We start from the raw sequence: 13,517 nt of genomic DNA, 5'->3' as shown, positions 1-13,517 counted from the left end.
GCAGTTAGTTTATGGCCATAAAAAAAGCGGCTCACCGAAAGTGAACCGCTGATTGTAAAGCAACTATATTACTCAGCAGAGCGAAGTAGTTCGTTAATGCCCACTTTAGCGCGAGTTTTCGCATCTACCTTTTTCACAATGATTGCGGCATACAACGAATGCGTACCATCTTGCGCAGGCAGTGAACCTGATACCACCACAGAGCCTGCAGGAATTCGGCCGTAGCTCACTTCGCCGGTTTCCCGATCATAGATGCGGGTGCTTTGGCTGATATACACCCCCATGGAAATTACCGAACCTTCTTCAACGATAACCCCTTCAACAACTTCAGAGCGAGCGCCGATAAAACAGTTATCTTCGATAATCGTAGGGTTCGCTTGCAATGGCTCTAGTACGCCGCCAATGCCAACACCACCAGAAAGATGTACGTTTTTACCAATTTGCGCGCAAGACCCCACCGTAGCCCATGTATCTACCATGGTGCCGCTATCTACGTACGCACCAATATTCACATACGAAGGCATTACCACTACATTCTTACCGATGTAGGCACCGCGCCGCACCATTGCCGGTGGCACGATACGCACGCCATCAGCAGCAAATTGGGCAGCGCTGTAATCTGCGTACTTGCTTGGTACTTTATCGAAGAATTGAGTTTCGCCGCCTTGCATTAATACGTTGTCATTTAAACGAAATGACAACAGCACTGCCTTCTTCACCCATTCATTTACAACCCACTCACCACTTGTTTTCTCTGCAACACGCAAGCTACCGTTATCGAGGCCGGCTAACACTTGGTTTACTGCATCGCGCACATCGGCAGGGGCAGATGATGGGCTGAAATTAGCGCGATTTTCAAAAGCTTGTTCAATGATGGTTTGCAAATTACTCATGCGGATACCTTTACATTCAATTTATTCATCGGATAGGGCGCTAATGATAGCGTTTTTTAGGGCTTCGCGCTCGCTTTCTGTCAGCGCTTCTTGGTTGTTCGACGCAACAATAAACAAATCTTCCGCCTGCTCACCAACAGTGGTGATTTTTGCCGCCATTAGGTTGATGTCGAGCTCCTGAAACACCGCGGCGAGCCTAGCAATTAGCCCAGGCCGATCGAGGGTGATGAGTTCAAACGTAGTGCGGCGTGCGTTCTTTAAGTTTACAAACTTCACCCGCGTACGAACTTTAAAGTTTCGTAAACGCCGCGATATGGCACGCTGGCTAGTTGGCACTGGGCGCCGTTTACGTAACACATCATGGAGATGCTGATGCACTTCTTCAATGCGCTGGGCATCGGCAAGGGGATGGCCATCACGTTGCAAAACAATAAAGGTATCCATTACATAGCCATCGCGGGTATTCAAAATTTGCGCATCATGAATGCTGAGTTGCTCGCTATCAAGTAGCGCTGCAACCTTGGCAAATAAATGGCTCTCTTCGTGGTGATAAATAAATAGTTCAGTGGTGCCATTATTGTTTTCGTCACCAATTAGCACTAAGGGTAATTGGTGTTCTTGCACATGCATAATGTGTTGTGAGTGCCAAGCGATTTGCTCAGGTGTGTGGCGGAAAAAGTAATCTGCGGTAAAACGGCCCCACAACTGATTAATATGATCTACTTCAAAGCCTGCACTTAATAGATAGCCCATAGCCAGCTGGCGATTGTTCTGCACACGCTCGCGTACATCAAAGGTTTTCTTATCTTTCTGCAGTAGCGATTCGTAGGTTGCCCGATATAATTCTTCGAGCAAAGTAGCTTTCCAGTTGTTCCACAGGTTGGAATTTGTGGCACGGATATCCGCAACGGTAAGGCAATACAAATGATTTAAGCGTTCAATGGTGCGGCATTCGTTAGCAAATTTGGCAATTACTTCAGGATCATAAATATCCCGCTTTTGCGCGGTAACCGACATTAATAAATGCTTCTCAACCAGCCAAGCGATTAGCTCACCGGCCGCTTCGGGTAATTCGTGTAAGGTGGCAAAGGCGTGGGCATCTTGTGCTCCTAGTTCGGAGTGATCGCCACCACGGCCTTTGGCGATATCATGGAAAATTCCGGCTAGGAATAGCCATTGCGGCGCTGGCAACTCTTGCATGATTTCGCTGGCCAGCGGAAAGCTTTCACTATCTTCTGGATCAGTGAGTTTGTACAAGTTGTTAATGAGCCGATAGGTGTGCTCATCTACCGTATAAGTATGAAATAAATCAAACTGCATTTGCCCAACAATGTGATCCCAAGCGGGCAAATAGCGCGCCATAATGCCGAAACGATGCATAAGCTCGAAGGCTAGCCCAAACCCACGTGGATGCTCGATGATTTGTAAAAAAATAGCTCTGCATTCTGAGTATTCGCAAAGAGGTTTCGTAAGGTTTCTGCGCGCATTGCGCAGCAGCCGTATGGTATGTGAGCGTACGCCAGTGATTTGCGGGTGATTGGCAATTACGAGGAAAAATTTCATTATCGCGGCAGGCTTTGTAAACGCCTGATCAGTGCGCGCCATGATTTGCTGGTTGAGTAGGGCAAATTCTTCATTCAGAGGCGTGGGTTCGGTTAATTCCATTGGCCCAAGAATGGCTTGTTCAAAAAACTGCAATAGCATGCGATTGAGTTCGTGCACGCGCAAAACCACTTTAAAGTAATCTTTCATCATGCGCTCAACCGCAGCTTTGCTAGCTTTTTGCTGATGTGTATCAGCTGCCGCTAAATAACCCAGTAACCGGGCTACATCGGGTTGGTAATCGAATAGTAAACGATCTTCAGCTTTGCCTGCGGTGAGATGTAAGGCAAAGCGAATACGCCATAAAAAATGGCTGCATTCTTTTAATTCAATAAATTCTTCTGCGGTAATGTAGTTAAATTCAACTAGGCTTTCATCACTGTGCGTATTGAAATGCTGTTTGGCTATCCAGCTAATGGTTTGAATATCGCGCAAGCCACCGGGAGATGATTTGATATTGGGCTCTAGATTATAGGCTGTACCATGGTATTGCTGATGGCGCGCTACTTGCTCTTGTTTTTTTGCTTGGTAAAAATCGCGGCTACTCCAAGGAAAATCATAATGCAGTTGCTGTTCTAACTGTTGCCGCAAGGTTTCGCTACCGGTTAATAAGCGATGCTCAATTAAACTTGTGGCGACACTGATATCTGCAGCCGCTTGTTGCATGCACTCGGCTACAGTGCGCACGGCATGGCCAACTTGCAAGCGCAAATCCCAGAGTAAGGTAATGAACTGGCTAATTCGTTCTTGTTGGCGATTAGGAAGGGGGCCTGGTACTAAAAACAGCAGATCGATATCAGATTCAGGGTGCAATGCCCCGCGGCCATAGCCACCTACCGCGAGCAAGGCGCAGCTTTCATCTGGAAATTGCAGCCGTTGCCATAATGTAGCGAGGAGTTCATCAAAGAACAGGGCGCGATCAGCAACCAATGTTTCAATATCAGCGCTAAGAAATTGCTCGCCAGACCATTCGTTGTAAGCGCGAACTTGTTCGCGCCATTCACTTACAAGCGCTACATCGTTGGGCCATGTGGCAACAAAAGAAGAGCGCTTATCCATTAGTGAGAAATAACGCGCGGGATATCTTCATCGCTACGCAAGGTGAGGATTTCTACACCGTTATCCGTAACTAACAAGGTGTGTTCCCATTGCGCGCTTAAGCTACGATCTTTGGTAAGTACGGTCCAGCCATCACTAAGAATTTTGGTGTTGCGTTTACCAGCATTAATCATTGGCTCGATCGTAAGGCACATGCCAGCTTGTAGGGTTTCACCCGTACCCGCGCGGCCGTAATGCAATACCTGTGGTTCTTCGTGGAATTCATTACCGATGCCATGGCCGCAAAACTCGCGCACAATTGAATAGCCGAAGCTTTCTCCGTACTTTTGAATTTCTGCGCCGATATCGCCTAAACGCACCCCGGGCTTCACTAACTTGATAGCGCGATACAGCGATTCTTGGGTAACTTTGATTAAGCGATTCGCTAGAATAGAACCTTCACCTACCACAAACATCTTGCTGGTATCACCGTGATAGCCGTTTTTTATAACAGTGACATCGATATTAATAATATCGCCGTCTTTTAATGGTTTATCATTTGGGATGCCGTGGCATACGCAATGATTTACCGAGGTGCAGATAGATTTCGGAAAACCATGGTAATTAAGCGGTGCAGGAATAGCATCATGGGCAATAATATAATCATGGCAGATGGTGTTAAGCTCATCTGTGGTGATGCCTGCCTTTACATGTGGGGTAATCATTTCTAACACGCTTGCAGCCAGCTTCCCAGCTACGCGCATTTTTTCAATTTCTTCTGCAGTTTTAATTTTAATTGCCATAGTAATACTGAACCTTATGCGTTTTGCTACTTGCGCAGCTACTGCAAACGAATACCTGCAAGCGTAAACGCCGCAGTATATTCGCTTTATTAATCATAATTGGTTGCAATTCTAGCAGAAAATAATCGATTAAAGAATGCATTCAATACGAGTGATTTTGGTTGTTCCAATAGGCCTTTTGTGGTATAAAATGCGCCGCTCACCTATTGAGTGAGTAAAACCCTAAATAACACACACATATCGACACATGGTGCGGGGTGCTTGGAATACTGTTTTTATCCTCCTATTGGATCTTTTCCTAGGGGATAAGGAATCCGGGTCGCGGCATGGGATATGTGGAGGCATAACCCCTTACAAAGGAAAATTATCATGGCAAACGTGTCAATGCGTGACATGCTCAAAGCTGGTGTACATTTTGGTCACCAAACCCGTTACTGGAACCCTAAAATGAAGCCTTTCATTTTCGGCGCACGTAACAAGATTCACATCATTAACCTTGAAACTACGGTTCCAATGTTCAATAAAGCACTTGATTTCCTTCAGCACACTGCGTCTAACGGCGGTAAAGTGTTGTTTGTTGGTACCAAGCGTGCTGCTTCTGAGCAAGTGAAAAACGCTGCTATTGCTTCAAACCAATTCTATGTAAATCACCGTTGGTTAGGTGGCATGCTTACGAATTGGAAAACTGTGCGTCAATCAATCAAACGTTTGAAAGATTTAGAAGTGCAGAGCCAAGACGGTACTTTCGAAAAGCTAACCAAGAAAGAAGCGTTGATGAACACACGCGAAATGGCGAAGCTTGAAAAGAGCCTTGGCGGTATCAAAAACATGGGCGGCTTGCCTGATGCAATCTTCGTGATCGATGCTGACCATGAACATATCGCAATCAAAGAAGCGAATAACTTAGGTATCCCAGTTGTTGCAGTGGTAGATACAAACTCTTCACCAGATGGTGTTGATTATGTGATCCCTGGTAACGACGATGCGATGCGCGCAATTCAGTGCTACTTGGGTGCTGCGGCAACCTCTATTAATGAAGGTCGTCAAAAGAACGGTGCAGAAGTAACTCCAGCTGACGATTTCGTTGAAGCTGTAGAAGCTGACAATAGCGCTGAGTAAGAAAGTTAAAAACGGCCTGAATTAAGGCCGTTTTTGAATAATTTCGCAAAGCTCAGTACCTAAAGCATGTACATGCTTCGTTACTGGGCCCGGCATGAATCCTGAACACAGAGGATAGTATCATGGCAATTACAGCCGCAATGGTAAAAGAACTGCGTGAGCGTACTGGCGCAGGTATGATGGATTGTAAAAAAGCACTCGAAGAAGCGAATGGCGATATCGAGCTAGCAATTGAGAACATGCGTAAGAGCGGCCAAGCTAAAGCTGCTAAAAAAGCAGGCCGTATTGCTGCTGAAGGCGTGATCTTGGCTAAAACCGAAGGCAATGTAGGTACTTTGGTTGAATTGAACTGTGAAACCGATTTCGTAGCACGCGATGTAAGCTTCCTAGCAATGGGTGAGCAAATCGTAAATGCTGCTTTTGCCAACAAAGAATCAGACGTTGAAAATCTGAAAAATACTCAGATCGAAGGCGGCACGGTTGAAGAAGTGCGTAGCACTTTAGTGGCGAAAATTGGCGAGAACATGAATGTGCGTCGCGTATTTACTGCTGAAGGCGGTGATACTGCAGCTGCATACGTACACGGCGGCCGTATCGGCGTGTTAGTATTGCTAACTGGCGGTAGCGAAGAGCTTGGCAAAGATATCGCCATGCACGTTGCTGCAAGCACTCCACAGTTTGTGAAGCCTGAAGATGTAGCTGCAGACGTAATCGCGAAAGAGCGTGAAATTCAAATCGACATCGCGATGCAATCTGGTAAGCCAAAAGAAATCGCTGAGAAGATGGTTGAAGGCCGGATGAAGAAATTCACTGGCGAAATCAGCTTAACTGGTCAGCCTTTCGTTAAAGATCCTTCAAAAACTGTTGGCGAGCTTCTGCAAGAAGCTGGTGCAGACGTAATCACCTTCGTACGTTTCGAAGTGGGTGAAGGCATCGAGAAGAAATCTGATGATTTCGCAGCTGAAGTACAAGCACAGGTTGCTGCGGCGAAAAAAGGTTAATAGCCGTGGCTAACAAGCCTATGTATTGCAGTACCTAATCCTAACCGCGCTTTGCTGATGCAGCAGGCGCGGTTTTTTTTAACCTGAAAACGGAAGCCAGAGCTATGAGTACAAATCCGAAACCTAGTTACCGACGCATTTTACTTAAACTCAGTGGTGAAGCACTGATGGGCGATGAACAGTTTGGTATTGATCCCAAGGTTCTCGATCGGATGGCCCAAGAAATTAAGGAAATTCTGGAGCTCGGTGTTCAGGTAGGAATAGTGATTGGTGGTGGTAACTTGTTTCGTGGTGAAGGCTTAGCGAAGGCAGGCATGAACCGAGTAGTTGGCGACCATATGGGGATGCTAGCAACGGTAATGAATGGCTTGGCAATGCGAGATGCGTTGCACCGTACCTATATAAACGCGCGCTTAATGTCGGCAATAGAGCTAGCTGGCGTATGTGATAGTTATAACTGGGCAGAGGCAATTAGCTTGCTCAAATCGGGCCGAGTAGTTATCTTTTCTGCCGGTACTGGGAATCCGTTTTTTACTACCGATTCAGCGGCCTGTTTGCGCGGTATTGAGATCGAAGCTGATGTTGTATTAAAAGCAACGAAGGTAGATGGCGTATATTCTGATGATCCGGTGAAGAATCCCGAAGCTACCAAGTATGCCTTGCTTGATTATAGTGATGTGTTAAAGAAAGAGTTAAAAGTTATGGACTTAGCAGCATTTACGTTGGCTAGAGATCACAGCTTACCAATCCGGGTGTTTAATATGAATAAGCCGGGTGCATTGAAAGCAGTGATAATGGGTGGCGATGAAGGTACACTAATCACCCATGTAGCAGATTCAGATAAATAAACAGTAAGAGGATCTTACAGTGATTAACGAAATTATTGCCGATGCGAAAGATCGCATGAATAAAAGCGTAGAAGCATTGAGCTCGCAGATGTCTAAAATCCGCACAGGGCGTGCTCACCCGAGCCTTCTTGATAGCGTTATGGTACCTTATTATGGAACGGATACTCCGCTCAAACAGTTAGCGAATATCACAATTGAAGATTCTCGCACATTAGCGGTTACCGTGTTTGATAAAAGCTCTTCTGGTGCAGTAGAAAAAGCGATTCTAACTTCAGATTTGGGATTAAACCCAGCTGGAGCGGGTAATGTGATTCGTGTTCCGTTGCCTGCACTTACCGAAGAACGCCGCCGTGATTTGGTGAAAATTGTTCGCCATGAAGCAGAGCAAGGCCGTGTTGCCGTGCGCAATGTACGCCGCGATGCGAACAGCGATATTAAAGAGTTGCTGAAAGAAAAAGAAATAACCGAAGATGACGATCGCAAAGCGCAAGACAATATTCAGAAGCTTACGGATGAGTTTGTGAAGAAGATTGACGAAGTTCTTGCCGCAAAAGAAGCGGAATTGATGGAAGTTTAAGCACTCATCGTCAACTTCGTTGGCGGATAACGCCGTGTCGGATATACTGACGCGGCGTTTATTTTTTTGGATGTAGCATGACAGGGAAAACCCACTTAAAAGCTGATATTTTGTTACCGCGCCATGTAGCTATTATCATGGACGGCAACGGGCGTTGGGCAACTGCGCAAGGAAAGCGGCGCACCTCTGGGCATCGTGCCGGTGCTGAAGCAGTGCGTAAAGCGATTACTTTTGCTCGCCGCAATGGCATTGAAGCACTTACACTGTTTGCGTTTAGCAGCGAAAATTGGGGCCGGCCAGCACGTGAAGTAAATGTGTTGATGGAGCTCTTTATGACGGTGCTAAAGCGTGAAGTGGGTGAATTGGCGGAGAATAACATTCGTTTACGGCTGATTGGTGATGTAACGGGTTTTAGTAACCGCTTACAAAAGCAAATCCGTATCGCCGAAGAAAAAACAGCGCACTGTAATGCTTTGGTGTTGAACATCGCGGCGAATTACGGTGGCCGATGGGATATCGCGCAAGCAGCGCAAACGCTAGCCCAACGTGCTGTGGAGGGAGAGATTTCCAGCGCCGATATCGATGAAACGTTGTTAGCGAAACATGTATGCCTTGCCGACGGCCCGGAGCCTGATTTATTGATTCGTACCGGCGGTGATATACGAATAAGCAACTTTTTGCTTTGGCAGCTTGCTTATGCTGAATTATATTTTACCGAAACACTATGGCCGGATTTTGATGATATGACATTCGCCGCAGCCATAGATTGTTTTGTTCGTCGCGAACGACGATTTGGCCTGACCAGCGCACAAATACAACAATTAGCTGGGTCAGATAACGAGCATGAGGATTAATTTTGCTTAAACAAAGACTTATCACCGCAGTGGTGCTAATTCCATTTGCCCTGGCTGCTATTTTCTTGCTACCGCTCGCTTGGTTTGGGGTTGTGGTTACGGCAGTTTTAGCGTTAGCAGCTTGGGAATGGTCGCCACTTATGGGCGTTACTAACAAAGCCGGTAGAATTGCCTATACGCTATTTAATACCGTTATCTTAGCTGGTTTGTATTGGCTTACCCCATTCGAAAACATTTGGCACCAAGGTGGTATTGTTGATGGCCTGTTTTATATCGTATTAATTGGCGGTATTTGGTGGCTCTTAGCGATAGCTTTAGTGTTTAATTTTCCACGTAGTAAAGCACTGTGGTGTAAAAGTAGAGTGTTTGTTGGCGTTTTCGGCGTACTGGTATTGGTACCTGCTTGGGCGGCGTTAATGGCGCTGCGTTCTTTACATTATGATAGCAATCCATTGTTTGGTGGCTTCACTGTTCTGTTTGTTTTCGTGTTGATATGGGCCGCCGATATTGGCGCGTACTTCGCTGGTAAGCGCTTTGGTAAGCACAAACTAATGCCAGCAGTTAGCCCCGGAAAAACAATGGAAGGCCTGCTGGGTGGTTTATTGTTGGCGATTCTGGCGATGATTGTTGTGGCGCAGATAATTTCTTTACCAAGCGAATTGGCACTCGCCTTCTACGCCGTAGGTATTGTTACTGTTTTGGTATCAGTGTTCGGTGATTTAAATGAAAGTATGTTCAAGCGATGCGCTGGGGTAAAAGACAGCGGCTCAATCTTGCCCGGGCATGGTGGTATTCTAGACCGCATTGATTCATTAACTTCGGCGTTACCGATCTTCCTGCTTGGCTATTTGTGGTTGATACATTAATGATGATAGTTGAGCGGAGTTAAGTGAGTGGTGATAGCAGTATGGCCATAGCAGCATCAAGCAACATGCGCACGAATAAAAGTACAGTAATTACCATTTTGGGTGCTACGGGCTCGATAGGCTCGAATACGCTGGATGTAATTGCGCGCCATCCTGAACAATTTTCACTGTTTGCTGTTACTGCGCAAAGCAAAGTAACGGAAATGCTAGCAATCTGTAAGCAACATAAACCGCGCTATGCGGTAATGGGCTCGGAGGCAGCAGCGAGTAAGTTACGCAGCGAATTACAAGCGTTCAGCTTAGGCACAGAAGTGCTGGTGGGTGAGAAAGAACTGGTTGCCGTTAGTGAAGCAAGTGATGTAGATGTAGTGATGGCTGCCATTGTTGGCGCAGCAGGCCTGCTACCAACACTTGCGGCAGTTCGTGCCGGTAAGCGCGTGTTATTAGCGAATAAAGAAGCGCTAGTAATGAGCGGGCAATTATTTATTGATGCGGTGCGCTCTGCAAACGCGCAACTGTTGCCAGTAGACAGCGAGCACAACGCAATTTTCCAAGCCCTACCGCAAGCTGTGCAACAGGATTCAATTAGCACCTCTTTTCAGGAACATGGTATTCGCAAGATACTATTAACTGGCTCTGGTGGCCCATTTCTAGAAACCCCACTTGCAGAAATAGCTTCACAAACACCGGCAGCTGCATGTGCGCACCCGAATTGGCTGATGGGCGCGAAGATATCAGTAGATTCTGCAACCATGCTGAATAAAGGGCTTGAGTATATTGAAGCGCGTTGGTTGTTTAATTGTAATGCCGATCAACTGGATGTGATTTTGCACCCGCAAAGCGTTATCCATTCAATGGTGCAGTATATTGATGGCTCGGTAATTGCGCAGCTTGGGCAGCCAGATATGCGCACACCTATTGCCTATTGTTTGGGTTATCCGGAGCGTTTAGCTAGCGGTGTTGCAGATTTAGATTTTACTGAAGTTGGCGCCTTTACCTTCGCTAAGCCTGAGGCAGAGCGCTATCCACTGTTACAATTGGCTATTGATGCCTGTTGGCAAGGGCAGGCTGCTACAACAACCCTAAATGCCGCGAACGAAGAGGCAGTAGCCGCTTTCTTAAGTGAACAAATCGGCTTTGGTGAAATTGCCGAAATTTGTACCGAAACTTTGCAAAAAGCGAATATTTCGCCACTTAATGATATTGAAGCCGTGTTAAACTGCGATGCAGAAGCGCGCAGAATTGCGCGTAAGCACATTCAGAGGGGACGTTAGTGGAGCAGGTATTTTGGTCGGTAGGAGCATTTATTGTTGCTCTTGGCCTCGTTGTTACCTTTCATGAATTTGGCCACTTCTGGGTTGCCCGGCGTTGTGGTGTGAAGGTACTTACCTTTTCTATTGGCTTTGGTACTCCATTGCTGAAGTGGCGAGGCAAAGATGGCACTCAATACCAAGTAGCGGCGATTCCGCTAGGTGGCTATGTACGCATGCTGGATCATGAAATAGACCCAGTAACCGATCAAGAAGTACCGCAAAGTTTTCGCGCCAAATCGGTACAACAACGCTTTGCGGTGGTAGTAGCCGGACCAATGGCTAACTTTATTTTTTCAATTGCCGCATTTTGGTTAATGTTAATGATCGGCATGCCAGCGGTGAAGCCGGTAATCGGTGAGATTACCGAAGGCAGCATTGCTGCGGATGCAGGGTTAACTAGCGGCTCTGTGATTACCGCAATAGATAATCGGCGTGTGCTTGATTGGCAGGATGTGAATCTCGCTTTAGTAAGGCGTATTGGCGATGCACAAACCATTGTTCGAGTTGAAGAGGGTGGGGTTGAACGCGATATTCAGGTACCATTAACACGTTGGGATTTTAACCCAGAAACGGATTCCACCATTCACAGTTTGGGAATGGATATTTATCGTGCGCAAACCACCAGCATTATTGCTGCAATTGCCGAGAATAGTCCTGCTGCTGCAGCTAATTTGCAGGTTGGCGATAAAATTATTGCAGTTAATGGAACTCAAACCGCAAATTGGGAACAAATAAGGGAGCTGATAGGAACCTTACCTAATTCAGAGCAGCAATTAGTAGTGGAGCGTAACGGCGAAAGGTTGGCATTAAACGTTCGTTTTGGTGAACAAGAGGGGCGTGGATATCTTGGCGTGGTAGCACAACAGGAACCCTACCCAGAACACTACTTATTTACTCTACAGTATGGGCCTGTGCAAGCATTGGCGGGGGGCGTTGAGCGCACATGGAACCTAGTTGGTTTAACCTTAGGAATGCTAAAGAAGTTAGTTACCGGTGATATCGGTGTTAACAACTTAAGCGGGCCAGTAGGTATTGCTCAAGGAGCCGGCGAGCACGCCAGTTATGGCTTGGTATACTTTTTAAGTTTCTTAGCACTGATTAGTGTGAGCTTAGGTGTATTAAACTTGTTGCCAATTCCAATGCTAGACGGTGGGCATTTACTGTTTTACATCATTGAGTGGGTGCGGGGTAAACCGGTACCAGAACGAGTTCAAGAACTTAGTTTTCGAGTAGGGTTGTTAATTCTTGTAACCTTATTAATGGTTACATTGTTTAATGATATTGGCAGGCTTATCTCGTAATGAAATTATCTAACAATAAGACGTGTTGCATGACATTGAAAAAGCTGTTTATTGGAGCTGTATTAGTAGGGACAGGGCTGAACGCACAAGCTTCTGACTCATTCGTAGTTGACGATATTCAAATTCGAGGGTTACAACGAGTAGGCATGGGCGCAGCGTTAACTTACGTACCTGTGCGTGTGGGTGACGAAATAAACCCGCAGCGAATTCGGCAAATTATTCACGAACTTTATTCATCTTCGCACTTTGATGACATTCGCGTATCTCGTGAGGGTGATTCGATCTTTATTCGCGTTACTGAGCGGCCTACCATTAGTGAAATTCGCTTTGAAGGAAATAAAGATCTTAAAGACGATCAACTTCTCGATAGCTTGCAAACCAGTGGGGTTGCAGTTGGTGAATCGTTAGATAGAACCATTATTTCTGCACTTGAAAAGAACCTTGAAGACTTTTACCACAGCGTGGGGAAATATAACGCCAGCGTTCGTGTGCAAATTGTAAACTTACCGCGTAACCGGGTTGAGTTGCGGTTTGATTTTACTGAAGGCCCAGCTGCCGAAATCGCGCAAATTAATATGATTGGCAATAACGATTTTGAGCGTGATCAATTACTCGGTTTAATGGAACTGCGGGATAGATTGCCGTGGTGGAACATTATTGGTAAACGCAATTACCAACAGCAACAATTGATGGGTGATTTGGAGAATATCGAATCGTTCTACCGTAACCAAGGTTATATCCGCTTTGATATTGATTCTGTTCAGGTAGCAATTACACCGGAAAAAGAGGGGATTTATATCACCCTCAACTTCGATGAAGGTGAACAGTATAACATTGATGGCACCCGGGTTATTTCCGAAATTCGTGATGATGAAGAGTTTCTCGCCAATTTTGTAAACACCTTAGATGGCCGCCGTTATAGCCAAGCTGAAATTACCGGTATTGAAGAAGCGCTGAAAACTTATTACGGCCGTTTGGGCTATGCCTACACTGAAGTGAATACGGTTCCAGAAATCAATGATAATAATAAGGTGGTAAGCCTTACGTTTGCAATTAATCCTGGCCAACGTGTTTATGTGCGGCGGATTATATTTGAAGGTAATGATGCAACCAAAGAGGAAGTTCTGCGCCGGGAAATGCGCCAAATTGAAGGTGCTTGGTTGAATGAAATGTTGGTAGAAAGCGGTAAAACCAATCTAGATCGCTTAGGTTATTTTGAAACCGTTGAATACGATACAGTTCGAGTAGCCGGCCAAGATGATCAGGTTGATATAGTATTCCGGGTAAAAGAACAGCCCTCTG

Annotated in this window: 12 protein-coding genes; 9 read left to right on the top strand and 3 right to left on the bottom strand. The window is 45.9% G+C overall.

The genetic code is table 11. The features are described 5' to 3' along the window. Positions 1–68: 68 nt before the first annotated feature. Genes dapD through map form a run of 3 tightly spaced genes read right to left on the bottom strand, consistent with a single transcriptional unit; the run spans position 69 to position 4,354 of the window. Positions 69–893, bottom strand: coding sequence for a 2,3,4,5-tetrahydropyridine-2,6-dicarboxylate N-succinyltransferase (gene dapD / locus ACNA7P_RS03395; protein ID WP_416257202.1), 825 nt, complete (start codon positions 891–893; stop codon positions 69–71). 21 nt (positions 894–914) lie between these two features. After that, the gene (gene glnD, locus ACNA7P_RS03390; RefSeq protein WP_416257201.1) at positions 915–3,554 is read right to left on the bottom strand and encodes a [protein-PII] uridylyltransferase; all 2,640 of its coding nucleotides are present in this window, start codon (positions 3,552–3,554) and stop codon (positions 915–917) included. Continuing rightward, positions 3,554–4,354: a type I methionyl aminopeptidase gene (gene map / locus ACNA7P_RS03385; RefSeq protein ID WP_416257255.1), complete on the bottom strand. Its 801-nt coding sequence runs from the start codon at positions 4,352–4,354 to the stop codon at positions 3,554–3,556. Before map ends, glnD begins: the two co-directional genes overlap by 1 nt. A gap of 351 nt (positions 4,355–4,705) precedes the next feature. On the opposite strand from map, the gene rpsB reads away from it, so the two are divergent. The 9 genes from rpsB to bamA all read left to right on the top strand — a co-directional run. After that, a complete protein-coding gene (gene rpsB / locus ACNA7P_RS03380; RefSeq protein ID WP_416257200.1) occupies positions 4,706–5,455 on the top strand; it encodes a 30S ribosomal protein S2 in 750 nt (249 codons plus the stop codon). A gap of 122 nt (positions 5,456–5,577) precedes the next feature. Further along, entirely contained in the window at positions 5,578–6,456 is an 879-nt protein-coding gene (gene tsf, locus ACNA7P_RS03375) for a translation elongation factor Ts (protein WP_416257199.1), read from the top strand. Positions 6,457–6,560: 104 nt separating this feature from the next. Beyond that, the gene (gene pyrH, locus ACNA7P_RS03370; protein ID WP_416257198.1) at positions 6,561–7,304 is read left to right on the top strand and encodes a UMP kinase; all 744 of its coding nucleotides are present in this window, start codon (positions 6,561–6,563) and stop codon (positions 7,302–7,304) included. A 19-nt stretch (positions 7,305–7,323) separates the two neighbouring features. Continuing rightward, positions 7,324–7,881, top strand: a complete 558-nt coding sequence (gene frr / locus ACNA7P_RS03365) for a ribosome recycling factor (protein WP_416257197.1) — start codon at positions 7,324–7,326, stop codon at positions 7,879–7,881. A gap of 77 nt (positions 7,882–7,958) precedes the next feature. Continuing rightward, on the top strand, positions 7,959–8,735 hold the full coding sequence (uppS, locus tag ACNA7P_RS03360) for a polyprenyl diphosphate synthase (protein WP_416257196.1): 777 nt from the start codon (positions 7,959–7,961) through the stop codon (positions 8,733–8,735). Positions 8,736–8,737: 2 nt separating this feature from the next. Then, on the top strand, positions 8,738–9,601 hold the full coding sequence (locus ACNA7P_RS03355; RefSeq protein ID WP_416257195.1) for a phosphatidate cytidylyltransferase: 864 nt from the start codon (positions 8,738–8,740) through the stop codon (positions 9,599–9,601). Positions 9,602–9,666: 65 nt separating this feature from the next. Beyond that, positions 9,667–10,875, top strand: coding sequence for a 1-deoxy-D-xylulose-5-phosphate reductoisomerase (ispC, locus tag ACNA7P_RS03350; protein ID WP_416257254.1), 1,209 nt, complete (start codon positions 9,667–9,669; stop codon positions 10,873–10,875). After that, positions 10,875–12,215 (top strand): sigma E protease regulator RseP, encoded by a 1,341-nt coding sequence (gene rseP / locus ACNA7P_RS03345; protein ID WP_416257194.1) that lies wholly within the window; start codon positions 10,875–10,877, stop codon positions 12,213–12,215. The genes ispC and rseP overlap by 1 nt, the downstream gene beginning before the upstream one ends. A 29-nt stretch (positions 12,216–12,244) precedes the next feature. Beyond that, the coding region (gene bamA, locus ACNA7P_RS03340) for an outer membrane protein assembly factor BamA (RefSeq protein WP_416257193.1) at positions 12,245–13,517 on the top strand (1,273 nt) is incomplete at its 3' end.

It is taken from the genome of Aliidiomarina sp. (assembly GCF_047920995.1).
GTDB lineage: Bacteria > Pseudomonadota > Gammaproteobacteria > Enterobacterales > Alteromonadaceae > Aliidiomarina.
This window is presented reverse-complemented; position numbering and strand designations above follow the sequence as displayed.

Coding starts and splice junctions, on each gene's coding strand:
- dapD (WP_416257202.1), bottom strand. CDS start 893: ATGAGTAATTTGCAAACCATCATTGAACAAGCTTTTGAAAATCGCGCT.
- glnD (WP_416257201.1), bottom strand. CDS start 3,554: ATGGATAAGCGCTCTTCTTTTGTTGCCACATGGCCCAACGATGTAGCG.
- rpsB (WP_416257200.1), top strand. CDS start 4,706: ATGGCAAACGTGTCAATGCGTGACATGCTCAAAGCTGGTGTACATTTT.
- tsf (WP_416257199.1), top strand. CDS start 5,578: ATGGCAATTACAGCCGCAATGGTAAAAGAACTGCGTGAGCGTACTGGC.
- pyrH (WP_416257198.1), top strand. CDS start 6,561: ATGAGTACAAATCCGAAACCTAGTTACCGACGCATTTTACTTAAACTC.
- uppS (WP_416257196.1), top strand. CDS start 7,959: ATGACAGGGAAAACCCACTTAAAAGCTGATATTTTGTTACCGCGCCAT.
- ispC (WP_416257254.1), top strand. CDS start 9,667: ATGCGCACGAATAAAAGTACAGTAATTACCATTTTGGGTGCTACGGGC.